The sequence below is a fragment of the Dryocola clanedunensis subsp. sulfonylureivorans genome (genome assembly GCF_016756775.1).
Classification (GTDB): Bacteria; Pseudomonadota; Gammaproteobacteria; order Enterobacterales; family Enterobacteriaceae; genus Dryocola; species Dryocola clanedunensis.
The window spans coordinates 25,306-48,462 of sequence record NZ_JAERMU010000002.1 but is presented as its reverse complement, the minus strand read 5'-3'; the positions used below and the strand labels follow the sequence as shown (position 1 = coordinate 48,462).

Sequence of the window (23,157 nt, the reverse complement as noted above, 5' to 3'; positions counted from 1 at the left end):
ACAGATAGGAGGGATAAGATTACGGGTTACAGCTTCGCAAACACCCGACGCGCAGCGTCGATGGTCTTCTGAATATCTTCCTTCGAGTGCGCAACCGACATAAAGCCCGCTTCAAACGCGGACGGTGCCAGGTACACGCCTTCTTCCAGCATCAGATGGAAGAACTTCTTAAAGCGCTCCACGTCGCAGCCCATCACGCCCTGATAGTTGGTCACGGTTGGCGCATCGGTAAAGAACAGGCCGAACATGCCGCCTACGTTGTTGACGACCAGTGGGATGTTCTCGGCCTTTGCTGCCTTCAGCAGGCCGCTTGAGAGCATCTCAGTCAGCTCGGTCAGCGTCTGGTGGATGCCCGGGCGGGAAACCTCGGTCAGACAGGCGAAACCTGCCGCCATGGCGATTGGGTTACCGGAAAGTGTACCCGCCTGGTAAACCGGCCCGGTTGGCGCCAGCGCCTCCATCACATCGCGACGGCCGCCGAAGGCACCCACCGGCATTCCGCCGCCGATGATTTTACCCAGGCAGGTCAGGTCGGGCTCAACGCCGTAGTAAGACTGCGCGCCAGCGAGCGCAACGCGGAAACCTGTCATGACTTCATCGATGATCAGCAGCGCACCGAACTCGTCGCACAGGGCGCGCAGGCCCGGCAGGAAGTCTGCGTTTGGTGGAATGCAGTTCATATTGCCGGCAACCGGCTCAACGATAATACAGGCCACATCCTGCGGGTACAGCTCAAACGCTTCGCGCACGGAGGCGAGGTCGTTATAGGTGCAGGTGAGGGTGTGTTTGGCGAAATCAGCCGGTACGCCCGGTGAATTCGGCTGGCCCAGGGTCAGCGCGCCGGAGCCGGCTTTCACCAGCAGGTGGTCGGCGTGACCGTGATAGCAGCCTTCGAATTTGATGATTTTATCGCGGCCGGTAAAGCCACGCGCCAGGCGAATGGCGCTCATGGTGGCTTCGGTTCCGGAGTTCACCATGCGCACCATGTCCATGGTCGGCACCAGTTCACACACCAGCTCCGCCATTTTCACTTCCATCTCGGTTGGCGCGCCGAAGCTCAGACCGCGTTCAACCGCTTCGATTACCGCGTGACGAATGGCCGGGTGATTGTGGCCCAGCACCATCGGCCCCCAGGAGCCCACGTAGTCAATATAGGCTTTGCCGTCAGCGTCATACAGGTAAGCCCCGTCGGCACGTTCAACAAACAGCGGAACACCGCCGACTCCGGTGAAAGCACGTACCGGCGAGTTCACCCCGCCAGGGATGACTTTGCGGGCGGCATCGTACAGGTTTTCTGACTTACTCATGAATCGGCTCCTGATTCGTGGAAATAGGGACAACGCGCTATTCTAAGGGAAACCTTCGTGGATATGAAAGTTTTGCCCGAGCGCCTTGAGCGAGTAGAATGCGCCTTCAATTTGTAATACTTCTAAATGATGATTCCAATGAACCCTTCCCATCCCTCTTTTGAAGCACAGGAAGTCGTGCGCTTGCGTAGAGGCGACATGGTACGTCGCCTGATTCGCCGGGACAAAACCCCGGTGGCAATTCTTTTTATGGCAGCGATCGTTGGAACCCTGGCAGGTCTGGTTGGCGTGGCGTTTGAAAAATCGGTGACCTGGGTACAGCAAAACCGCCTGGCGATGCTCGCACACGTGGCGGATTACTCTCTAATAGTCTGGCCGCTGGCGTTTATCAGCTCGGTGCTGCTGGCGATGCTCGGCTACTACCTCGTCAGACGTTTCGCTCCTGAAGCGGGCGGCTCCGGTATTCCTGAAATTGAAGGAGCGCTGGAGGAGCTGCGTCCAGTGCGCTGGTGGCGCGTGATTCCGGTGAAGTTTATCGGCGGCATGGGGACGCTCGGTGCGGGGATGGTTCTGGGCCGCGAAGGGCCGACGGTGCAGCTGGGCGGCAATATTGGGCGCATGGTACTTGACATCTTTCGGCTGCGTGGCGCGGAAGCCCGTCACTCTTTACTGGCAACGGGTGCGGCAGCGGGCCTGTCGGCGGCTTTTAATGCGCCGCTGGCGGGAATTCTGTTTATCATCGAAGAGATGCGCCCGCAGTTTCGCTACAACCTGATCTCCATTAAGGCCGTCTTTATCGGCGTGATAATGTCGAGCGTGGTGTTCCGTATCTTCAACGGTGAAAGTGCCGTGATTGAAGTGGGAAAATTATCGAACGCGCCCGTGAATACGCTCTGGCTGTACCTGATTCTGGGCATGGTTTTTGGCGTGGTCGGGGTGCTGTTTAACAAGATGATCTTTCGTACCCAGGACATGTTTCACCGTTTTCACGGCGGCGACATTAAAAAATGGGTGCTGATTGGCGGTCTGTTGGGCGGTGTTTGTGGCGTGCTGGGCCTTATTCAGCCGGCGGCGGCAGGCGGTGGTTTTAATCTCATCCCCATCGCGGCTGCCGGAAACTATACCGTGGGCATGCTGCTGTTTATTTTTATTGCCCGTGTGGTCACCACTCTGCTGTGCTTCTCTTCCGGTGCACCCGGCGGCATTTTTGCCCCAATGCTGGCGCTGGGCACTTTGCTTGGTACGGCGTTTGGGCTGGCCTGCGTGGACTGGTTCCCGGCTTATCATCTTGAAGTCGGCACTTTTGCCATTGCCGGCATGGGGGCGCTGTTTGCCGCCTCGGTGCGCGCCCCGCTGACCGGGATCGTGCTCGTGCTGGAAATGACGGACAATTATCAGCTCATTTTGCCAATGATCATTACCTGTCTTGGCGCGACACTGTTAGCCCAGTTCCTCGGCGGCAAACCGCTGTACTCTTCGATCCTTGAGCGAACGCTCGCGAAACAGGAAGCCGAACAGCAGGCAAAACAAGAGGCTGAGCCGCAGATAAAGGCCCAGCCATCCCCGAGCGGGGAGAATACTTGAACGATTTACCAGGGTATTAGATAATGGCCCTAAAGATCGGGTTAATCTTTGCCCGATTTCTTATTTCGTTGGGAGCAAAAAATGAGTGATGACGTAGCGCTGCCCCTGCAGTTTACTGAAGCCGCAGCCAGTAAAGTTAAAAGCCTGATCGCAGATGAAGATAACCCGAATCTGAAACTGCGCGTCTACATCACCGGTGGTGGGTGCAGCGGCTTCCAGTATGGTTTTACCTTTGACGACCAGATCAACGAAGGCGACATGACTATCGAGAAGCAGGGCGTTGCGCTGGTGGTTGACCCGATGAGTCTGCAATATCTGGTCGGTGGCGCGGTGGATTACACCGAAGGTCTGGAAGGTTCACGTTTTATCGTGAGCAACCCAAACGCCAAAAGCACCTGCGGGTGTGGTTCCTCTTTCAGCGTCTAATCGCTGCGGGAAAAGAAAAAACCGGGTTGATGAGCCCGGTTTTTTTATGCCTACGATTTGTCTTCCAGCGCAAAGGTTGGCAGTTTCAGGTGCCAGCGGATCGCCGCCAGGCGAATGAGCAGCGTGACCGTCATACCAATCATACTTGCCTGTTCCAGCGGCACCTTGAAGGTATAAAAGGCCGTGGCGTGCACAATACCGCCGACGATACAGGCGGTGGCGTAAATCTCGGTACGCAGAATCATGGGGATTTCACGAGCCAGCACGTCGCGGATAATCCCGCCGCCAACGCCCGTCAGCACGCCCATACAGATGGCAATCAGCGGGCTGGCGCCGGCCAGAAACGCTTTGTTTACGCCGATGCCGACAAATACTGCAAGACCGACGGCATCAAGTACCGGCAGGATCCACTTCGGCAGCCGGCGCGGCTGGCGTATCAGCAGGATGGTCAGCAAGCAGGTGACCATAGCCACGACAAGATCCGTTGGATCCTTGACCCAGAATACCGGGCCATTGGCCAGTGCCATATCGCGGATCGTCCCACCGCCCACGGCTGTGACTACACCCAGTACCAGCACGCCGAAGGGATCCATTCGCAGCTTTCCCGCCAGCAACACGCCGGAGATGGCAAACACCGCGGTGCCGATAATATCCAGCCAGTAGACCAGCATTGATTACCCTCGAATCATGACGTTAAATTTTTGCCAGCTCCGCACAGAGCTGTCTGGCGGCGAGGATAATACGCGGGCCTGAGCGGCTAAACCAGTCATCATTGATAGCAATAACCGGAATTTTTAGCTGGCTTTGCCAGAACCGTTCTACCGCTGGGATCTGGCTGCCGTTACCGGCGATGATAATAGCCTGAGGTTTGCGGACCAGAACCTGTTCGCGGCTTACCTGGGGCCACGGGACCCGGCTGTCAGCAAAGATATTCTGACCGCCACAAACTTCAACGATCTCGTTTTGAATCGAACCAGTGCCGGTGGTGAAAAGGGGATGTTGCCCAAACTGGAGAAACACTTTTTTCTTCGGGGCTTGCGCATACTGCGATTTTAGCTGGGTGAAGGCTGCGGCCAGTTTGTCGGCTGATTCTGTTGCCTTCGTTGGAGCGGGGCTGTATTGACCAAGCTCACGAAGCGCGGCGATAACGCCATCGACAGTTGTCGGATCCAACCAGACGATTTTTATCCCAAGCGCCGCCAGCTGATTAACCTGCCGCTCTGCGTTTCCGGCACGCCACGCCAGCACCACATCGGGTTTCAGCGCCACGATACGCTCCAGGTTCATCCCCTGCCAGTTCGCCACTTGTTCCAGCTTTTTCGCCTCGGGCGGATAGTCCGACCAGGCGCTGACCGCGACGGGAGTGATGCCTGCGGCAAAGGCCAGTTCGGTGTTACCAGGCGAAAGAGAGATGACCCGCGGCGCGGCAAACAGCAGCGCCGGGAGGCAGAACACAAGGGCGCAGAGGCTGCGCCAGAATGTCCAGTTAAGCACTAGCCAGCTTCTGTACAAGGTTTTCAACCATCAGCGTGGATTGCTTAGCGGCAACCGCGAGGAACTCGTCAAAACTCAGGTGAGACTGCTGGTCGGCAACATCGGAAATGGCGCGGACAACCACAAACGGCGTGCCGAAGTTGTGGCAAACGTGGGCAACTGCGGTCGCCTCCATTTCTACCGCCACGGCCTGCGGGAAATTGTGACGAATTTTCGCCAGCGCAACGGAACCGTTGATGAACGCATCGCCGCTGACAACCAGACCGCGCACCGCGTTCAGGTTCAGCTCGCTGATGCAGGCTTCCGCCGCGGCAATCAGTTTCGCATCGGCAGCAAAGCCAGCCGGGCAGCCGGGAAGTTGGCCATACTCGTAGCCGAAGGCGGTGACGTCGGCATCGTGGTAGCGAACTTCGTCAGAGACAACGATATCCCCCACCTTCAGCGTTGGAGCCAGACCACCAGCGGAACCGGTGTTGATCACGACGTCAGGTTTAAAATGCTCCAGCAGTAAGGTTGCGCCAAGAGCAGCCGCGACTTTACCGATGCCGGATTTCAATAACGCCACTTCCACGCCGTTCAGGGTGCCGGTGTAGATTTCACACCCGGCAAGCTTCAGCGTCTGACGGTTTTCGATTTTGTCACGCAGCAGCGTAACTTCTTCTTCCATTGCACCAATAATGCCTGCTTTCATAGAGATACTCGCTAATGTGATAGTTCAGGGGCATAGTCTATCATGGCAGGCAGGCAGGAATTAATCCGCTATTTACGCAGGAGTGGGAGAGGACATGAGTGAAATCGATTTCCGCAGGAAAATTAACTGGCACCGTCGCTTCCGCTCGCCTGAAGGCGTGAAGAACGAACACGAGATTTTACGTATTTTTGAAAGCGACCGCGGTCGTATCGTCAATTCCCCGGCCATTCGCCGCCTGCAACAGAAAACCCAGGTCTTCCCGCTGGAGCGCAATGCTGCGGTGCGCACTCGCCTGACGCATTCGCTTGAGGTCCAGCAGGTAGGACGATACATCGCCAAAGAGGTTCTCAGCCGCCTTAAAGAGCAGCAAAGCCTCGAAAAATATGGGCTGAGCGAGCTGACCGGGCCATTTGAAAGTATTGTCGAAATGGCCTGCCTGATGCATGACATCGGCAATCCACCGTTCGGCCATTTTGGCGAGTCGGCTATCAATGACTGGTTTCGCCAGCGCCTGTTTCCTGCCGACGCGGGCAGCCAGCCGCGCAGTGATGACCGCTGCCACGTTGACGCGTTACGTCTGCGGGAAGGAGAGGACAAGCTGAACGAGCTGCGTCGCAACGTGCGCCAGGATCTCTGTCAGTTTGAAGGTAATGCGCAGGGAATTCGACTGGTACACAGCCTGCTGCGTATGAATCTGACCTGGGCGCAGGTTGGCTGCATTCTGAAATATACCCGCCCGGCCTGGTTTATCGGCAAGCCGCCGGAAAGCCATGCCTACCTGATGAAGAAGCCCGGTTTTTATCTTTCGGAAGAGAATTATATCAAGCGCCTGCGTGCTGAACTTCAGCTGGGCGAATTCAGTCGCTTCCCGCTGACCTGGATTATGGAGGCGGCGGACGACATCTCTTACTGCGTGGCCGATCTTGAGGATGCGGTTGAGAAAAATATCTTCAGCGTTGAGCAGCTTTACCAGCACCTCTGCGATGCCTGGGGCGAGCACCAGCCGGACGATCTCTTCGAGAAGGTGGTGAATGAGGCGTGGCGTAAATCCGGCACCAATCAAATGCGTCGTAACACCGAAGATCAGTTCTTTATGTACCTTCGGGTCAATACTTTGAATCAGCTGGTGCCTTATGCTGCTCAGCGCTTTATCGACAATTTGCCGCAGATTTTCAGCGGCGAGTTCAACCATGCGCTGCTTGAGGATGACAGCCCCTTTGCCCGCTTGCTTGAACTCTATAAGCAGGTCGCGGTGCAGCATGTTTTCAACCATCCGGAAGTGGAACAGCTTGAACTACAGGGTTATCGGGTCATCAGCGGACTGCTTGAAATTTACAGTCCGTTGCTCAATATCACCGCTGAGGATTTTGCGGAGCTGGTGGAAAAAGAGAGCCTGCGTCGGTTGCCAATCGAAACGCGCCTGTACCATAAACTGTCAACGAAACATCGGCTTGCTTACATCGAAGCCGTAAGCAACTTAGCCTCCTCCAGCCCTGAATTTTCCGCGTGGGAGTTTTATTATCGCTGCCGTTTGATTCAGGACTATATCAGCGGGATGACTGATTTATACGCCTGGGATGAATACCGCCGATTAATGGCGGTGGAGTAACAAGTCGCTAAGTTTTGTAAAGACGATCAATATTTTTTTACTTTTTCCAGCGGGTTATCTGCGGAACTAAGCGTTAACAATGCCACTCTATATTGGCCTACACAGTAATTATGCGTGACTTATAAATTGAGATTGAAAAATATGAAAAAAACCACTTTAGCAATGAGTGCGCTGGCTTTAAGTCTGGGTCTGGCGCTGGCACCCGTATCTGCCTTCGCCGCCGAGACTGCTTCTGCGGCCCCGGCCGCCCAACCGCTGCCAAGTCTGGCTCCGATGCTGGAAAAGGTGATGCCTTCAGTGGTGAGCATTAACGTCGAAGGTAGTACGACGGTCAACACACCGCGTATGGGACGTAACTTCCAGCAGTTCTTCGGCGACAACTCGCCGTTCTGTCAGGAAGGTTCTCCGTTCCAGAGCTCTCCATTCTGTCAGGGCGGTGGACCAGGTGCTGGTGATGACGGCGGCGCGCAAAAACAGAAATTCGCAGCCCTGGGTTCCGGCGTCATTATTGATGCCGCTAAAGGCTACGTTGTGACCAACAACCACGTGGTGGACAACGCCACCAAAATTCAGGTCTCCCTGAGCGATGGCCGTAAATTTGACGCTAAGGTTGTGGGGAAAGATCCGCGTTCTGATATCGCACTGGTACAGCTTCAGGATCCAAAAAACCTGACGGCCATTAAAATGGCAGACTCTGACGCTCTGCGCGTAGGTGACTACACGGTGGCCATCGGTAACCCATATGGTCTGGGCGAGACGGTGACTTCCGGTATCGTTTCTGCGCTGGGTCGTAGCGGCCTGAACATCGAAAATTACGAAAACTTCATCCAGACGGATGCGGCGATCAACCGTGGTAACTCCGGTGGTGCGCTGGTTAATCTGAACGGCGAGCTGATCGGGATTAACACCGCAATCCTGGCGCCGGACGGTGGCAACATCGGTATCGGCTTTGCGATCCCAAGCAACATGGTGAAAAACCTGACCGCGCAGATCGTTGAGTTTGGCCAGGTGCGTCGTGGCGAGCTGGGCATTATGGGTACCGAACTGAACTCCGAACTGGCGAAAGCGATGAAGGTGGATGCTCAGCGCGGCGCGTTTGTCAGCCAGGTTATGGCGAACTCTTCCGCAGCGAAAGCTGGCGTGAAAGCCGGTGACGTCGTGGTCTCCATGAACGGTAAGCCAATCAGCAGCTTTGCGGCACTGCGCGCCGAAGTGGGTTCTATGCCTGTTGGCAGCAAAATTACCCTCGGCCTGCTGCGCGACGGCAAGCCTGTTTCTGTAAACCTGCAGCTGCAGCAGAGCAGCCAGACTCAGGTTGACTCTTCAACCATCTTTACCGGCATCGAAGGGGCTGAAATGAGCAACCGCAGCGGTAAAGGTGAGAAGGGCGTGGTTGTGAACTCCGTGAAGGGCAACACCCCGGCCGCGCGTATCGGGCTGAAAAAGGGCGACGTCATCATTGGTGTTAACCAGCAGGTGGTAAACAACATCGCTGAGCTGCGCAAAATTCTCGACACTAAACCATCGGTAATGGCGCTGAACATCCAGCGTGGTGATTCCACCATTTACCTGCTGATGCAGTAATCTGTTTCGGACTGAGTTAGTCCATGTAGCCAGGGGCCGCAATCGCGGCCCCTATTTTTTTGTGAGCTTTTCCACAACTCCACATACTCACCGGCTGCTTTGGGCGTTTGCACAATGCCCGGCGCTTTCATCTCGCCTATGCTGAGCCATTAGCACCACCAGGAGAGTGAAAAATGGCTGGCTGGCATCTTGATACCAAAATGGCGCAGGATATTGTGACGCGCACCATGGCCATCATCGATACCAATATCAACGTGATGGATGCCCGCGGACGGATCATTGGTAGCGGTGACAAAGAGCGTATTGGTGAACTGCACGAAGGCGCGCTGCTGGTGCTTTCGCAGGGGCGCGTGGTGGATATTGATGACGCTGTAGCCCGCCACCTGCATGGCGTCCGGCAGGGGATTAATCTGCCGCTGCGTATTGACGGCGAAATCGTCGGCGTTATCGGGCTGACGGGAGAGCCGGAGTCGCTGCGTAAGTATGGTGAGCTGGTTTGTATGACGGCGGAAATGATGCTGGAGCAGTCCCGCCTGATGCACCTGCTGGCCCAGGACAGCCGTCTGCGTGAAGAGCTGGTGATGAACCTGATTCAGGCGGAGGAGCACACCCCGGCGCTGACGGAATGGGCGCAGCGGCTGGGTATCGATCTTAACCAGCCTCGCGTTGTGGCCGTTGTTGAAGTGGACAGCGGTCAGCTCGGCGTGGACAGCGCAATGGAAGAGCTACAGCAGCTGCAAAACGCCCTGACGACGCCGGAACGCAATAACCTGATCGCTATCGTCTCGCTGACTGAGATGGTTGTCCTCAAGCCGGCACTCAACCAGTTTGGCCGTTGGGATGCAGAGGACCATCGTAAACGCGTAGAGCAGTTAATCAGCCGCATGAAAGAGAACGGCCAGCTCCGTTTCCGCGTTGCCCTCGGTAACTATTTTACCGGCCCCGGCAGCATTGCCCGTTCGTACCGAACCGCCCGCACCACCATGATGGTCGGCAAACAGCGTATGCCGGAAAACCGCAGCTTTTTCTATCAGGATTTGATGCTGCCGGTGCTGCTGGACAGCCTGCGAGGCGGCTGGCAGGCCAATGAACTGGCGCGCCCCCTGACTCGTCTTAAAGCAATGGATAACAACGGATTATTGCGCCGGACGCTCAGCGCCTGGTTCCGGCACAACGTTCAGCCTCTGGCGACCTCGAAAGCGCTATTTATTCACCGCAACACGCTGGAGTATCGGCTTAATCGTATTTCAGAGCTAACGGGGCTGGATCTGGGAAGCTTCGACGATCGTCTGCTGCTTTATGTGGCGTTACAGTTAGATGAGCAAAGATAAAAAGGGAGATGACGCTACCGCTTATCTCCCCTGGAGTTCAGGGTTTTGTCGAGTTGATAAGCGAAGCGTCATCGGGCACGGCGTCTTTATTTATTGCGGGTTAGCTTTTCCAGATCGGATTCAATTTCGCTGATCTTATTGGTTACGACCGATTCCAGATGACGCAGATCGTCGAGGATCTTACGCTTCAGATCCACCTCGGTGCGATCGCGTTTGCAGAGCTGATCTAACTCATCAATCACGTAGCGCAGGTTGGGGCTGATCTCCTGCACTTCTTTGTAACCCTGTCCTACGCCATCGGCGACGACGGTTTTGCGCTGGCGCGGGTATTTAAACTTCACGCTTTTGGCAAAGAACTCGCCCTTATCCTTCTGGAAATAGATTTTCAGGATATCGTTGTTGGCTTCCTGCCGGAGGCTGTAACGATCGATTTCATCAGGATTGGTAATACCCAGACTTTTCAGGTTATCGTACATAGCGTTACCTTTTCGATATCATTAACCTATAGATAATCAACGGAAAATTCCTTTCCCGCCACTCCCGGATGCAAAAAAGGCGGGTTACCCCGCCTTTTGAACATTTTTATTTAGTCGATGGTGCGCAGCAGCTCGTTGATACCCACTTTTCCGCGGGTTTTGGCGTCCACTTTTTTCACGATAACGGCGCAGTACAGGCTGTATTTGCCATCTTTCGACGGCAGGTTGCCGGAAACCACCACGGAGCCCGCTGGTACGCGGCCGTAATGGACTTCGCCTGTTTCGCGGTCGTAAATACGGGTGCTCTGACCGATGTAGACGCCCATAGAGATAACGGAACCTTCTTCTACGATAACGCCTTCCACAACTTCTGAACGCGCGCCGATGAAGCAGTTATCTTCAATAATAGTCGGGTTCGCCTGTAATGGCTCCAGAACGCCACCGATGCCCACGCCGCCGGACAGGTGAACGTTTTTACCGATCTGCGCGCAGGAGCCGACGGTGGCCCAGGTATCAACCATGGAGCCTTCGTCCACGTAGGCACCGATGTTCACGTAAGAAGGCATCAGTACGGTGTTACGGGCGATGAATGCACCCTGACGAACCGCCGCAGGTGGCACAACGCGGAAGCCTTCTTTCTGGAAGCGGGCTTCATCATAGTTGGAGAATTTCATCGGCACCTTGTCGAAATAGCGGCTTTCTGCGCCTTCCATGACCTGATTGTCATTAATGCGGAAAGAGAGCAGAACAGCCTTTTTCAGCCACTGATGGGTCACCCACTGGCCGTCGATTTTTTCCGCAACGCGAAGCGCGCCGCTGTCGAGCAGAGAGATAACCTGGTTTACCGCTTCACGTGTGACGGTGTCTACGTTTGCCGGAGTGATTTCGGCGCGACGCTCGAAAGCGGTTTCAATGACGTTTTGTAGCTGCTGCATAAATAAATTTCCTGATTGTGACAAAAATAACAGATTGTTATTTATCGTTTGGATTAAGGGCCGCTGTCAACCGTTGTTGCACCTCTTGTTGCAGCTCATTATTAAGGGCACGCCGGTCTGCGGTGGCAATTATAAATAAATCTTCTACTCGCTCGCCAATTGTTGTAATTCTCGCCCCGTGTAGCGAAATATCCAGATCGGAGAACACCTCACCCACCCGCGCCAACAGACCTGGCTGATCTAACGCAATCAGCTCAAGGAAGGTTCTTCTGTCGGTGTGCGTCGGCAGGAAGTTCACTTCGGTATCGACCGTAAAGTGGCGAAGTTTGGCCGACTGGCGGCGCGGCTGCGGCGGCTGCCAGCTGGTCTGGGTGATGGCCTGCTGAAGGCTGTGACGAATCAGTTCGTGCCGGTCGCCGGAGAGCGGGCTGCCGTCAGGCTCCAGCACGATAAAGGTATCCATTGCCATGCCGTCGCGCGTGGTAAAGATCTGCGCATCGTGAACGCTCAGATTTCGCCTGTCCAGCTCCGCGCAAACCGCGGCAAACAGATACGGGCGGTCCGGACTCCAGATGAAAATTTCCGTGCCGCCGCGTGTCGCCTGCGGGCTCAACAGAATCATCGGCTCGTTAAGGTCGTGTTTCAGCAAGTGCCGGGCGTGCCAGGCCAGCTGATTTGGCGTGTGGCGTACGAAGTAGTTTGCCCGACAGCGTCGCCAGATATGGTGTAGCGCTTCCTCGTTGATGTTGTCCATGCGCAGCAGGGCCAGCGCCTGAAGCTGGTGGTGGCGTACACGCTCACGCATATCCGGGCTGTTCTGCATTCCCCGACGAAGCTGCTTTTCGGTGGCGAAATAGAGCTCACGCAGCAGGCTCTGCTTCCAGCTGTTCCACAGGGTCTCGTTAGTCGCGCAGATGTCCGCCACGGTCAGGCAGACCAGATAGCGCAGGCGGTTCTCGGTTTGCACTTCTTCGGCAAACTGCTTGATGACCTCCGGATCCTGAATATCACGGCGCTGAGCGGTCACCGACATCAGCAGATGCTGGCGCACCAGCCAGGCCACAAGCTGTGTTTCTCTTGAGTTCAGGCCGTGCAACTCGGCAAATTTCAGTACGTCCTCCGCGCCCAGTACGGAGTGGTCACCGCCACGCCCTTTGGCAATGTCGTGGAAGAGGGCGGCAATCAGCAGCAGCTCCGGGTGAGCCAGACGTGGCCAGAGGTCAACGCAAAGCGGGTGCTTCTGGCGCGTCTCTTCTTTATCGAAACTTTCCAGCTTTTGCAGCACGCGGATGGTGTGTTCATCCACCGTGTAAGCATGGAACAGGTCAAACTGCATTTGCCCGACGATATGCGACCACTGCGGCATATAAGCCCACAGCACGCTGTGACGGTGCATGGGGAGCAGCGCACGGCTGACCGCGCCCGGATGGCGCAGAATGACCAGGAAAAGCTCACGTGCTTCTGGAATGTAGCAGAGCGGCTGTAGCAGGTGGCGTCGCGCGTGGCGCAGATGACGCAGGGTAGTGGAGTAGATGCCGGTAATGTCGCGGTTGCGAACCATCGTGTAGAACATGCGCAGAATCGCCTGCGGCTCGCGCATAAACAGCGTTTCGTCGCGCAGGTCGATTAGCGTGCCGCGCAGCTGGAAATCGTCGTCCAGCGGCCGGGGCTTTTCACTCGCATCCAGAGCGAGGATCGCCTCGTCGAATAGCTGGAGCAGCATCTGATTCAGTTCGCCCACGCGCCGGGTGACGCGATAGAAGTCCTTCATCATGTTCTCAACCGGCTCGTTACCCTCGCCGCTGTAGTTGAGACGCTGGGCGACGCTGAGCTGCCGGTCGAACAGCAGGCGGTTATCGTAGCGATTGACTTCCAGATGGAGGGCAAAGCGGATGCGCCACAGAATGTGCTGACATTCGTCCAGCTCGTTGCGTTCGGCCTCGGTTAAAAAGCCGAAGCCGACCATTTCGCTTAGTGACGTCGCACCGAAATGGCGGCGGGCGACCCATTGCAGCGTGTGCATGTCGCGCAGGCCGCCGGGGCTGCTTTTAATATCGGGCTCAAGGTTGTAGCTGGTGCCGTGGTAGCGCAGGTGACGTTCGTTTTGCTCATCTATTTTTGCCGCAAAGAACTTAGCCGAAGGCCAGAAGCCGTCGCTGAAGATGTGCTTTTGCAGCTCAAGAAACAGGGCGACGTCACCTATCAGCAGCCGCGATTCGATGAGGTTGGTGGCAACGGTTAAATCTGACAGCCCTTCAAGCAGACACTCTTCCAGAGTGCGCACGCTATGGCCAACTTCGAGCTTCACATCCCACAGCAGGGTGAGCAGCTCGCCGATTTTCTGAGACTGAGCGTCGGTTAAACGTTTGCGGCTCAGAATCAATAAATCGATATCCGAGAGAGGATGCAGCTCGCCGCGGCCGTAGCCGCCAACGGCGACAAGCGCTGCGTCCGGCAGCTCACCAAAGCCGTAAGAGAGCCACAGGCGCTGCAGGAGCTGATCGATAAATTCCGTACGGGCGTCAATCAGCCGCTCGGCGGAGATACCGTCGTCAAACGCCATACCCAGCCAGCGCTGAAAAGTTTCCATATGCGCTTTGATTTGCACACAGGTCAGCTCTGAGTCTGACCAGCTATTGGGGTAGTCCGGCTGCCCGGAAATCTCAGGTTCCGTTGTGTTGGCAAACTGCTCGGGTAAAGTTGGACTCATGCTTAGCCACCCATAAAAAAAGCCGGCGCAGGGCCGGCTTCGATTGCTGTCTTAGAGACAAATCATTCGTTATGCGAAATGACGTTCGGGATGGTGTCATCCTTGCGTAACGTAAGAATTTCGCAGCCGTTATCAGTCACCACAATAGTATGCTCGTATTGAGCAGACAAGCTGCGATCTTTGGTTTTCACCGTCCAGCCGTCTTTCATGGTGCGAATACGGTAATCGCCCGCGTTAACCATAGGTTCGATGGTGAACGTCATGCCCGCCTGTAGCACCACGCCGCCGTCATCCGCATCGTAATGCAGAACCTGTGGCTCTTCATGGAAGACGCGTCCAATGCCGTGACCGCAGTATTCGCGCACCACGGAGAAACCTTCCGCTTCTACAAATTTCTGGATTGCTGCGCCCAGGGTGCGCAGGCGGATGCCCGGCTTGACCATCTTCAGTGCCAGATACAGGCTTTCCTGGGTAATGCGGCACAGACGCTCGCCCAAAATAGTGGGTTTGCCGACGATGAACATCTTGGACGTATCGCCGTGGTACTCGTCTTTGATAACGGTGACGTCGATATTCACGATGTCGCCATCGCGCAATACTTTCGCGTCGTCAGGAATGCCGTGGCAAACCACTTCGTTAATAGAAATGCAGACGGATTTCGGGAAGCCGTGGTAGTTCAGACAGGCAGAGACAGCCTGCTGCTTATTAATAATGTAATCGCTACAGATGCGGTCGAGCTCGCCGGTCGTTACGCCAGGTTTAACGTGCTCTTCGATCATTTCCAGCACTTCAGCAGCCAGCGCGCCCGCAACGCGCATTTTTTCGATTTCTTCAGGTGTTTTAATAGAGATAGCCATAAATTCGGTCCGCAGGTGTCGATTTTTTCGACAATAATTGAGCAGGTGTACATCAATGTTATCAGGGCGTACAGACACTGCCAAATTGAGAATAGGAGGTCGCTGCATTAGCGAACAACTATTGGAGTCCGTCCAGGTTTTATGGTATAAAGCGCGCCGGACTTGTACTCCGATTTTCGGTGTACGGCCAACACTCTCACTTTGTGTAAATAACACACACGTATCGACACATATTCCGGGGTGCCCTTAGGGGTCGGTAATATGGGATACGTGGAGGCTTAACCCCAATTTACTTATAGAGGTTTTAATCATGGCAACTGTTTCCATGCGCGACATGCTCAAGGCTGGTGTTCACTTTGGTCACCAGACCCGTTACTGGAACCCGAAAATGAAGCCTTTCATCTTCGGCGCACGTAACAAAGTTCACATCATCAACCTTGAGAAAACTGTTCCAATGTTCAACGAAGCCCTGGCTGAGCTGAGCAAGATTTCTTCTCGTAAAGGCAAAATCCTTTTCGTTGGTACTAAGCGCGCTGCAAGCGAACCAGTAAAAGAAGCTGCTCTGAGCTGCGATCAGTTCTTCGTGAACCATCGCTGGTTGGGCGGTATGCTGACTAACTGGAAAACTGTTCGTCAGTCCATCAAACGTCTGAAAGATCTGGAAACTCAGTCTCAGGACGGTACCTTCGAAAAACTGACCAAGAAAGAAGCGCTGATGCGTACCCGTGAGCTGGAAAAGTTAGAAAACAGCCTGGGCGGTATCAAAGACATGGGCGGCCTGCCGGACGCGCTGTTCGTTATCGATGCCGATCACGAACACATTGCTATCAAAGAAGCGAACAACCTGGGTATCCCAGTATTCTCTATCGTTGATACCAACTCCGATCCAGATGGCGTTGATTTCGTAATCCCAGGTAACGACGACGCAATCCGCGCTGTTACCCTGTACCTGGGTGCTGTTGCAGCTACCGTGCGTGAAGGCCGTTCTCAGGATCTGGCTGCTCAGGCAGAAGAAAGCTTCGTAGAAGCTGAATAATAAGGTCGCTCTGCTGAGCCCTTATTAACCAGGTATTGCATAGTTTGGTTAGGGGGCCTGTCTCAGGCCCCCTTTTTATTTTGAGCCAGGGTTCGCCCACACGTGAACCAGGGCTTATCTCTCTTAACGAGATAACCGAGGATTAAAGAATGGCTGAAATTACCGCTGCTCTGGTAAAAGAACTGCGTGAGCGTACTGGCGCAGGCATGATGGATTGCAAAAAAGCCCTGACTGAAGCTAACGGCGACATCGAGCTGGCAATCGAAAACATGCGTAAATCTGGCGCGATCAAAGCGGCTAAGAAAGCAGGCAACGTAGCTGCTGACGGCGTGATCAAAACCAAAATCGAAGGCAACTACGGTGTGATTCTGGAAGTTAACTGCCAGACTGACTTCGTGGCTAAAGATGCTGGTTTCCAGGCGTTCGCTGACAAAGTGCTGGATGCTGCTCTGGCTGGCAAAATCACTGACGTTGAAGTTCTGAAAGCGCAGTTCGAAGAAGAGCGCGTTGCACTGGTTGCTAAAATCGGTGAGAACATCAACATCCGTCGTGTTGCTTCCCTTGAAGGCGATGTGCTGGGTTCTTACCTGCACGGCGCACGCATCGGTGTTCTGATCGCAGCTACTGGCGCAGACGAAGAGCTGGTTAAGCAGATTGCTATGCACGTTGCAGCAAGCAAGCCTGAATTCGTTAAGCCAGAAGACGTGTCTGCTGAAGTTGTTGAGAAAGAGTACCAGGTTCAGCTCGACATCGCGATGCAGTCCGGCAAGCCAAAAGAAATCGCAGAGAAGATGGTTGAAGGCCGCATGAAGAAATTCACCGGCGAAGTTTCTCTGACTGGCCAGCCTTTCGTTATTGACCCAAGCAAAACTGTTGGTCAGTTCCTGAAAGAGCACAATGCTGACGTGACTAACTTCATCCGCTTTGAAGTGGGCGAAGGCATCCAGAAAGTTGAGACTGACTTCGCAGCAGAAGTTGCTGCAATGTCCAAGCAGTCTTAATTAAAAAAGGAGCCGCCAGTTGGCGGTTCCTTTTTATCCAGCCTTAAATATCAGTCTGATCTGATACAGTTCTTGCTGATATGCGACACAATGTCGCCAGATTTATCCATCCCCATTCGTTGACTGTTCTCAGGAAAGAAACATGGCTACCAATGCAAAACCCGTCTATAAACGCATCCTACTTAAACTGAGTGGCGAGGCCCTGCAGGGCACCGAAGGTTTCGGTATCGATGCGAGCATACTGGACCGTATGGCTCAGGAAATTAAAGAGCTGGTTGAACTGGGTATTCAGGTCGGGGTGGTAATCGGTGGTGGCAACTTATTCCGCGGCGCGGGCCTGGCGAAAGCCGGCATGAACCGTGTTGTGGGCGACCACATGGGCATGCTGGCGACCGTAATGAACGGTCTTGCGATGCGTGACGCGCTTCATCGCGCCTATGTGAACGCCCGCCTGATGTCCGCTATTCCATTGAATGGCGTATGTGATAACTACAGCTGGGCCGAAGCCATCAGCCTGCTGCGTAACAACCGTGTAGTTATCCTGGCTGCGGGTACGGGTAACCCGTTCTTCACCACCGACTCCGCCGCTTGCCTGCGTGGTATCGAAATTGAAGCGGATGTGGTGCTGAAAGCCACGAAAGTCGATGGCGTGTTTACTGCCGACCCGGTTAAAGATCCAACCGCGACTCTTTATGAGCAGCTGACCTATACGGAAGTGCTGGATAAAGAGCTGAAAGTGATGGACCTGGCTGCCTTTACGCTTGCGCGTGACCACAAATTACCGATTCGTGTTTTCAACATGAACAAACCAGGCGCACTGCGCCGCGTGGTAATGGGTGAAAAAGAAGGCACTCTGATCACTGAATAATTTCAGTGCTGGCCTATTCAGGGTAAGATTCATTTTTCTACCTGTCTTAACAGACCCGGCAGCCCCAATAGGGCGCCATGAATAAACAGGGCTATACTTAGCACGCAGCAAAACAATGCGAGCGCCGTGTGGTCTGCCCAAATACCTGCTTTCAAGGATTCGTAACGTGATAAGCGATATCAGAAAAGACGCTGAAGTACGTATGGAAAAATGCGTAGAAGCTTTCAAAAACCAGATCGGTAAAATCCGTACTGGCCGTGCCTCCCCCTCCCTGCTGGACGGGATTGTTGTTGAGTATTACGGTACCCCAACCCCGCTGCGCCAGCTGGCAAGCGTGACGGTTGAAGATTCCCGTACTCTGAAAATCAACGTTTTCGACCGCTCTTTGAGCCCGGCCGTTGAGAAAGCCATTATGGCTTCCGACCTCGGTCTGAACCCAAGCTCTGCGGGCACCGATATCCGTGTGCCGCTGCCAGCGCTGACGGAAGAGCGTCGTAAAGACCTGATCAAAATTGTGCGTGGCGAAGCCGAAGGCGCACGCGTTGCTGTCCGTAACGTTCGTCGTGACGCAAATGACAAAGTGAAAGCTCTGCTGAAAGAGAAAGAGATCAGTGAAGATGACGATCGTCGTTCTCAGGATGACGTTCAGAAGCTGACTGATGCAGCCATCAAGAAAGTCGATGCGACACTGGCTGAGAAAGAAGCCGAGCTGATGCAGTTCTAATCTGTCTTATGACGGATCCAACGCCGTATACAGACCGTGATTAACGTCACGGGTTTTGTTTACGGCGTTTTGCTTTCAGCGTAAAGGCGTAGACTTATCTGCCCGACCCTTCCCACTACAATTCAGAGTCCCTCATGAAGCAGCTGACCATTCTCGGTTCCACCGGTTCTATCGGCACCAGTACCCTAAGCGTTGTTCGTCATAATCCTCAACAGTTCTCCGTAAAGGCTCTGGTGGCCGGGAAGAACGTTGCGCGCATGGCGGAACAGTGCCTTGAGTTTCGACCGGCCTGGGCGGTGATGGACGATGAGGCTTCGGCTCGCGAGCTGAAAGGTATTTTGCAACAACAAGGCTGCAAGACCGAAGTATTGTCAGGGCAGCAGGCTGCCTGCGACATGGCCGCGCTGGATGACGTCGATCAGGTGATGGCGGCGATTGTCGGTGCAGCAGGGCTGCTTCCTACGCTTGCGGCTATCGCTGCGGGCAAACAGGTCTTGTTGGCGAATAAAGAGTCGCTAGTCACCTGCGGTCGTCTCTTCATGGAAGCAGTGCAGCGTAGCGGTGCGCAGTTATTACCGATCGACAGTGAACATAACGCAATTTTTCAGAGTTTACCGGAAACAATCCAGCAGAACCTGGGATACGCTGAACTCGAAGATAATGGCGTATCGTCGATTATCCTCACCGGGTCTGGTGGCCCATTTCGTGAAACGCCGATTGGCGAGCTGGCGGCAATGTCGCCGGATCAGGCTTGCAGCCATCCGAACTGGTCGATGGGCCGTAAAATTTCCGTCGACTCCGCCACCATGATGAACAAAGGTCTTGAGTACATTGAAGCTCGTTGGTTATTCAACGCCAGCGCGAAACAGATGGAAGTGCTGATCCACCCGCAGTCCGTTATCCACTCGATGGTGCGCTATCGCGATGGCAGCGTGCTGGCACAGCTTGGCGCACCGGATATGCGAACGCCTATCGCCCATGCGATGGCATTTCCGGAACGGGTTGTCTCAGGCGTAGCGCCGCTGGATTTCTGTAAAATTGGCACCTTTACCTTTATGGAGCCAGATTATCACCGCTACCCTTGCCTGAAACTGGCCATCGAGGCCTTTGAGCAAGGACAGGCAGCAACAACGGTATTAAATGCAGCGAATGAAATTGTGGTGGATGCCTTCCTGCATCATCGTCTGTGTTTTACGGATATTGCTGCGCTTAACCGAGCGGTGCTGGAGCAGGTCGATCTGACCGAGCCAAAAAGTGTCGACGAGGTACAGGCGGTGGACGCAACGGCACGAGACGTGGCCAGAAAACTGGTGACGCGTGTCGCTAACCGATGATTATTCAATCGGCTGGCTTGCCGTTATTTGTTAGCGTTGTGCTTCAGTGATATAGTCTGCGCCACCTTTCCATCGCTTAAGGCGGACGGAAAGGTGGTAAGCCGTGTCAAAGCACGGCTTTTTTGTGCGAAGACTGAAGTCATTCTCAAGTACCGCTAAATTCTTTTCAGGGAATTATTACGCGTTATGCTGTCTGTAAACCAACAATTAAGCGAAACCGAATCCGCGCATGGCGCACGCCATGTTGCCATTATTATGGATGGCAATGGTCGTTGGGCTAAACGACAGGGGAAAATGAGAGTCTTTGGTCATAAAGCGGGAGCGAAATCCGTCCGCCGTGCCGTCAGTTTTGCGGCAAATAACGGCATTGAGGCGCTCACGCTTTATGCCTTCAGCAGTGAAAACTGGAATCGTCCGGCGCAGGAAGTGACTGCTCTGATGGAGTTGTTTGTATGGGCTTTAGACAGTGAAGTCAAAAGCTTACATCGCCACAACGTTCGTCTTCGGGTGATTGGTGATACCAGCCGATTTAACGCTCGTTTGCAAGAGCGGATTAACAAAGCTGAGACGATGACCAGTGCGAATACAGGTTTAACGCTCAATATCGCTGCGAATTATGGCGGCCGTTGGGATATTATTCAGGGCGTTCGGCAACTTGCCGAACAGGTGCGCGATGGCGCTCTGCGTCCGGACGAGATTGATGAAGAGATGCTGAGCAAGCAAATCTGCATGAATGAACTGGCCCCTGTAGATTTAGTAATTAGGACGGGTGGGGAGCATCGCATTAGTAACTTTCTGATTTGGCAGATTGCCTATGCAGAGCTTTACTTTACAGATGTTCTTTGGCCTGATTTCGATGAACAAGACTTTGAAGGTGCGCTAAATGCTTTTGCGAATCGAGAGCGTCGTTTTGGTGGCACAGCACCTGGTGGCGAATAAGCCTGTTGGGGGTCACTTTTGCTGAAGTATCGCCTGATTTCCGCGTTTATTTTGATACCAGTCGTGATTGCCGCGCTGTTCTTGCTGCCGCCGGTCGGTTTTGCCATCACTACCCTGGTGGTATGTATGTTGGCCGCCTGGGAGTGGGGACAACTGGCTGGGTTTAAAGCGCGCTCGCAGCGAGTCTGGCTGGCAGTGCTTTGCGGACTGTTGCTGGCGACGATGCTTATCGCTCTGCCGGAGTATCGTCGCTCGGTGCATATCCCAATAATTGAATACTCATTATGGGCATCTCTGGTATGGTGGATTGCGGCGCTGGTATTAGTGCTGTTTTACCCGGCTTCAGCGGCAATGTGGCGACATTCAAAGACGCTGCGGCTGCTCTTTGGTCTGCTGACTATCGTGCCGTTCTTCTGGGGTATGATTGTACTGCGTAACTGGCACTATGATAGCAACCACTACACGGGTGCGTTATGGTTGCTGTACGTCATGATCCTCGTCTGGGGAGCAGATTCCGGTGCTTACCTGTTTGGTAAAATGTTCGGCAAGCACAAACTTGCGCCGAAGGTTTCTCCCGGTAAGACCTGGCAAGGGTTTATTGGTGGTCTGTTTACCTCGGCCATCATCTCCGTGATGTTTGGTCTGTGGGCGAATCTGGAAGTGACTCCAGCCATTCTACTGGTGTGTTCGGTTGTTGCTGCCCTGGCCTCCGTGCTGGGTGATTTAACTGAAAGTATGTTTAAGCGTGAAGCAGGGATTAAAGATAGCGGTCACATGATTCCCGGACATGGTGGTATTCTGGATCGCATCGACAGTCTGACAGCGGCAGTGCCGGTGTTTGCCTGTCTGCTTTTGTTAGTTTTCAGGACGATTTAACGGAAGGTTTTATGCTGAGCATACTCTGGAATCTGGCAGCATTTATCGTTGCACTGGGTGTTTTGATTACCGTGCACGAGTTTGGCCATTTCTGGGTTGCCCGTCGCTGTGGTGTGCGCGTAGAGCGCTTTTCCATTGGATTTGGTAAAGCACTCTGGCGCCGTTCCGATCGCCACGGCACTGAATTTGTCATCGCCCTCATCCCCCTGGGCGGCTATGTCAAAATGCTTGATGAGCGCGTAGAGCCGGTGAGTCCGGAGCTGCGACATTACGCCTTCAACAATAAAACTGTCTCGCAGCGAGCGGCGATTATTGCCGCCGGTCCGATTGCCAACTTCATCTTTGCCGTGTTTGCATACTGGCTGGTGTTTATCATCGGTGTTCCCGGTGTACGTCCGGTTATTGGCGAAATAACACCCAATTCGATAGCGGCGATAGCACAAATTGCACCAGGCACGGAACTTAAAGCGATTGATGGTATCGAAACGCCTGATTGGGATGCAGTTCGTCTTGCGCTGGTAGCGAAGATTGGCGATGAAAGTTCTCGCGTCACTTTGGCACCTTTCGGGACGAATATGACCAGTGAGAAAACGCTCGATTTACGTCACTGGCAGTTTGAGCCTGACAAAGAAGATCCCATTGTTTCGATAGGTATCAGACCGAAGGGTCCACAGGTCGAAACGGTGCTGGAAGCAGTACAACCTGAATCAGCAGCCAGTAAGGCGGGTTTGCAAGCCGGGGACAGGATCGTTAAAGTCAACGGTGCGCTTATCAATCAGTGGACACAGTTTGTCACTCTGGTTCGTGATAACCCGGCCAGTCCGCTGGCTGTTGAAGTTGAAAGACAGGGACGGTCCTTGTCTTTAACGCTGATACCGGATACAAAACCGGGTAAAGCAAAGGCCGAAGGGTTTGCGGGTGTGGTACCTAAGGTTATCCCGCTGCCAGATGAGTATAAGACAGTGCGCCAGTATGGGCCGTTTGTTGCAGTAGCAGAAGCCACGGATAAAACGTGGCACCTGATGAAGCTGACGGTCAACATGCTGGGGAAATTAATAACCGGTGACGTAAAACTGAATAACCTCAGTGGGCCAATCTCCATAGCTCAAGGGGCAGGTATGTCGGCGGAATTCGGGTTGATTTACTACCTGATGTTCCTGGCGTTGATTAGCGTCAATCTGGGCATCATCAATCTGTTTCCGCTCCCCGTTCTGGACGGCGGGCATCTGCTCTTTTTGGCGATTGAAAAACTGAAGGGCGGACCGGTTTCCGAGCGAGTTCAAGACTTTAGTTACCGCATCGGCTCGATCTTGCTGGTGCTGTTGATGGGGCTTGCACTTTTCAATGATTTCTCTCGGATTTAGAGAGAATTAGG

At 54.2% G+C, this 23,157-nt stretch carries 21 protein-coding genes; 13 read left to right on the top strand and 8 right to left on the bottom strand.

From position 1 onward, the window contains the following. Window positions 1–26 precede the first annotated feature (26 nt). Window positions 27–1,307 (bottom strand): glutamate-1-semialdehyde 2,1-aminomutase, encoded by a 1,281-nt coding sequence (gene hemL, locus HYQ67_RS02090; RefSeq protein WP_202301126.1) that lies wholly within the window; start codon window positions 1,305–1,307, stop codon window positions 27–29. Between the two features lie 138 nt (window positions 1,308–1,445). On the opposite strand from hemL, the gene clcA reads away from it, so the two are divergent. Both clcA and erpA read left to right on the top strand, forming a co-directional pair. Beyond that, window positions 1,446–2,891, top strand: a complete 1,446-nt coding sequence (gene clcA / locus HYQ67_RS02085; RefSeq protein WP_202301125.1) for a H(+)/Cl(-) exchange transporter ClcA — start codon at window positions 1,446–1,448, stop codon at window positions 2,889–2,891. A gap of 81 nt (window positions 2,892–2,972) precedes the next feature. Continuing rightward, window positions 2,973–3,317 (top strand): iron-sulfur cluster insertion protein ErpA, encoded by a 345-nt coding sequence (erpA, locus tag HYQ67_RS02080; protein ID WP_202301124.1) that lies wholly within the window; start codon window positions 2,973–2,975, stop codon window positions 3,315–3,317. A 50-nt stretch (window positions 3,318–3,367) separates the two neighbouring features. On the opposite strand, the gene HYQ67_RS02075 is transcribed toward erpA, so the two are convergent. The 3 genes from HYQ67_RS02075 to mtnN are packed head-to-tail and all read right to left on the bottom strand — an operon-like array spanning window position 3,368 to window position 5,502. Continuing rightward, window positions 3,368–3,988, bottom strand: coding sequence for a TRIC cation channel family protein (locus HYQ67_RS02075; RefSeq protein ID WP_202301122.1), 621 nt, complete (start codon window positions 3,986–3,988; stop codon window positions 3,368–3,370). Between the two features lie 22 nt (window positions 3,989–4,010). Then, entirely contained in the window at window positions 4,011–4,811 is an 801-nt protein-coding gene (btuF, locus tag HYQ67_RS02070) for a vitamin B12 ABC transporter substrate-binding protein BtuF (RefSeq protein WP_202301121.1), read from the bottom strand. Next, entirely contained in the window at window positions 4,804–5,502 is a 699-nt protein-coding gene (gene mtnN / locus HYQ67_RS02065) for a 5'-methylthioadenosine/S-adenosylhomocysteine nucleosidase (RefSeq protein ID WP_202301120.1), read from the bottom strand. The genes btuF and mtnN overlap by 8 nt, the downstream gene beginning before the upstream one ends. Before the next feature lie 94 nt (window positions 5,503–5,596). Between mtnN and dgt the strand changes: the two genes are divergently transcribed. The 3 genes from dgt to HYQ67_RS02050 all read left to right on the top strand — a co-directional run bounded on the left by dgt (window position 5,597) and on the right by HYQ67_RS02050 (window position 10,026). Next, window positions 5,597–7,111, top strand: a complete 1,515-nt coding sequence (gene dgt / locus HYQ67_RS02060) for a dGTPase (protein WP_202301119.1) — start codon at window positions 5,597–5,599, stop codon at window positions 7,109–7,111. A gap of 141 nt (window positions 7,112–7,252) precedes the next feature. Next, complete coding sequence (gene degP / locus HYQ67_RS02055; RefSeq protein WP_202301118.1) at window positions 7,253–8,695, top strand: serine endoprotease DegP; 1,443 nt, start codon at window positions 7,253–7,255, stop codon at window positions 8,693–8,695. Window positions 8,696–8,868: 173 nt separating this feature from the next. Continuing rightward, a complete protein-coding gene (locus HYQ67_RS02050; protein ID WP_202301117.1) occupies window positions 8,869–10,026 on the top strand; it encodes a CdaR family transcriptional regulator in 1,158 nt (385 codons plus the stop codon). 86 nt (window positions 10,027–10,112) lie between these two features. Here the strand turns inward: HYQ67_RS02050 and HYQ67_RS02045 are convergent, their stop codons facing one another. The 4 genes from HYQ67_RS02045 to map form a co-directional block, all read right to left on the bottom strand. Further along, entirely contained in the window at window positions 10,113–10,502 is a 390-nt protein-coding gene (locus tag HYQ67_RS02045; protein WP_202301116.1) for a DUF3461 family protein, read from the bottom strand. 110 nt (window positions 10,503–10,612) lie between these two features. After that, window positions 10,613–11,437 carry a 2,3,4,5-tetrahydropyridine-2,6-dicarboxylate N-succinyltransferase gene (gene dapD, locus HYQ67_RS02040; RefSeq protein WP_202301115.1) on the bottom strand — a complete coding sequence of 275 codons (825 nt, stop codon included), beginning with the start codon at window positions 11,435–11,437 and terminating at the stop codon, window positions 10,613–10,615. Window positions 11,438–11,474: 37 nt separating this feature from the next. Further along, window positions 11,475–14,147, bottom strand: coding sequence for a bifunctional uridylyltransferase/uridylyl-removing protein GlnD (gene glnD / locus HYQ67_RS02035; protein WP_202301113.1), 2,673 nt, complete (start codon window positions 14,145–14,147; stop codon window positions 11,475–11,477). Between the two features lie 62 nt (window positions 14,148–14,209). After that, window positions 14,210–15,004, bottom strand: coding sequence for a type I methionyl aminopeptidase (map, locus tag HYQ67_RS02030; protein ID WP_202301111.1), 795 nt, complete (start codon window positions 15,002–15,004; stop codon window positions 14,210–14,212). 310 nt (window positions 15,005–15,314) lie between these two features. Here map and rpsB point away from each other — a divergent pair, with 310 nt between their 5' ends. The 8 genes from rpsB (at window position 15,315) to rseP (ending at window position 23,146) form a co-directional block, all read left to right on the top strand. Beyond that, the gene (rpsB, locus tag HYQ67_RS02025; RefSeq protein ID WP_202301109.1) at window positions 15,315–16,040 is read left to right on the top strand and encodes a 30S ribosomal protein S2; all 726 of its coding nucleotides are present in this window, start codon (window positions 15,315–15,317) and stop codon (window positions 16,038–16,040) included. A 149-nt stretch (window positions 16,041–16,189) separates the two neighbouring features. After that, a complete protein-coding gene (gene tsf / locus HYQ67_RS02020) occupies window positions 16,190–17,041 on the top strand; it encodes a translation elongation factor Ts (protein ID WP_202301107.1) in 852 nt (283 codons plus the stop codon). 142 nt (window positions 17,042–17,183) lie between these two features. Next, window positions 17,184–17,909, top strand: a complete 726-nt coding sequence (gene pyrH / locus HYQ67_RS02015) for a UMP kinase (RefSeq protein ID WP_034460858.1) — start codon at window positions 17,184–17,186, stop codon at window positions 17,907–17,909. Window positions 17,910–18,075: 166 nt separating this feature from the next. Then, entirely contained in the window at window positions 18,076–18,633 is a 558-nt protein-coding gene (frr, locus tag HYQ67_RS02010; protein ID WP_202301105.1) for a ribosome recycling factor, read from the top strand. A gap of 134 nt (window positions 18,634–18,767) precedes the next feature. Further along, window positions 18,768–19,967 carry a 1-deoxy-D-xylulose-5-phosphate reductoisomerase gene (gene ispC, locus HYQ67_RS02005; RefSeq protein ID WP_202301103.1) on the top strand — a complete coding sequence of 400 codons (1,200 nt, stop codon included), beginning with the start codon at window positions 18,768–18,770 and terminating at the stop codon, window positions 19,965–19,967. Between the two features lie 186 nt (window positions 19,968–20,153). Beyond that, entirely contained in the window at window positions 20,154–20,906 is a 753-nt protein-coding gene (gene ispU, locus HYQ67_RS02000) for a (2E,6E)-farnesyl-diphosphate-specific ditrans,polycis-undecaprenyl-diphosphate synthase (RefSeq protein WP_202301102.1), read from the top strand. A gap of 18 nt (window positions 20,907–20,924) precedes the next feature. Next, entirely contained in the window at window positions 20,925–21,782 is an 858-nt protein-coding gene (cdsA, locus tag HYQ67_RS01995) for a phosphatidate cytidylyltransferase (RefSeq protein ID WP_202301101.1), read from the top strand. An 11-nt stretch (window positions 21,783–21,793) separates the two neighbouring features. After that, on the top strand, window positions 21,794–23,146 hold the full coding sequence (gene rseP, locus HYQ67_RS01990) for a sigma E protease regulator RseP (protein WP_202301100.1): 1,353 nt from the start codon (window positions 21,794–21,796) through the stop codon (window positions 23,144–23,146). Window positions 23,147–23,157 lie beyond the last annotated feature (11 nt).

Excerpts from the sequence above, each read along its gene's own strand:
- mtnN (WP_202301120.1), bottom strand. The coding sequence starts at position 5,502 with ATGAAAGCAGGCATTATTGGTGCAATGGAAGAAGAAGTTACGCTGCTG.
- degP (WP_202301118.1), top strand. The coding sequence starts at position 7,253 with ATGAAAAAAACCACTTTAGCAATGAGTGCGCTGGCTTTAAGTCTGGGT.
- pyrH (WP_034460858.1), top strand. The coding sequence starts at position 17,184 with ATGGCTACCAATGCAAAACCCGTCTATAAACGCATCCTACTTAAACTG.
- dapD (WP_202301115.1), bottom strand. The coding sequence starts at position 11,437 with ATGCAGCAGCTACAAAACGTCATTGAAACCGCTTTCGAGCGTCGCGCC.
- dgt (WP_202301119.1), top strand. The coding sequence starts at position 5,597 with ATGAGTGAAATCGATTTCCGCAGGAAAATTAACTGGCACCGTCGCTTC.
- ispU (WP_202301102.1), top strand. The coding sequence starts at position 20,154 with ATGCTGTCTGTAAACCAACAATTAAGCGAAACCGAATCCGCGCATGGC.
- HYQ67_RS02045 (WP_202301116.1), bottom strand. The coding sequence starts at position 10,502 with ATGTACGATAACCTGAAAAGTCTGGGTATTACCAATCCTGATGAAATC.
- map (WP_202301111.1), bottom strand. The coding sequence starts at position 15,004 with ATGGCTATCTCTATTAAAACACCTGAAGAAATCGAAAAAATGCGCGTT.
- clcA (WP_202301125.1), top strand. The coding sequence starts at position 1,446 with ATGAACCCTTCCCATCCCTCTTTTGAAGCACAGGAAGTCGTGCGCTTG.
- rseP (WP_202301100.1), top strand. The coding sequence starts at position 21,794 with ATGCTGAGCATACTCTGGAATCTGGCAGCATTTATCGTTGCACTGGGT.
- tsf (WP_202301107.1), top strand. The coding sequence starts at position 16,190 with ATGGCTGAAATTACCGCTGCTCTGGTAAAAGAACTGCGTGAGCGTACT.
- ispC (WP_202301103.1), top strand. The coding sequence starts at position 18,768 with ATGAAGCAGCTGACCATTCTCGGTTCCACCGGTTCTATCGGCACCAGT.
- HYQ67_RS02050 (WP_202301117.1), top strand. The coding sequence starts at position 8,869 with ATGGCTGGCTGGCATCTTGATACCAAAATGGCGCAGGATATTGTGACG.
- hemL (WP_202301126.1), bottom strand. The coding sequence starts at position 1,307 with ATGAGTAAGTCAGAAAACCTGTACGATGCCGCCCGCAAAGTCATCCCT.
- glnD (WP_202301113.1), bottom strand. The coding sequence starts at position 14,147 with ATGAGTCCAACTTTACCCGAGCAGTTTGCCAACACAACGGAACCTGAG.
- HYQ67_RS02075 (WP_202301122.1), bottom strand. The coding sequence starts at position 3,988 with ATGCTGGTCTACTGGCTGGATATTATCGGCACCGCGGTGTTTGCCATC.
- erpA (WP_202301124.1), top strand. The coding sequence starts at position 2,973 with ATGAGTGATGACGTAGCGCTGCCCCTGCAGTTTACTGAAGCCGCAGCC.
- rpsB (WP_202301109.1), top strand. The coding sequence starts at position 15,315 with ATGGCAACTGTTTCCATGCGCGACATGCTCAAGGCTGGTGTTCACTTT.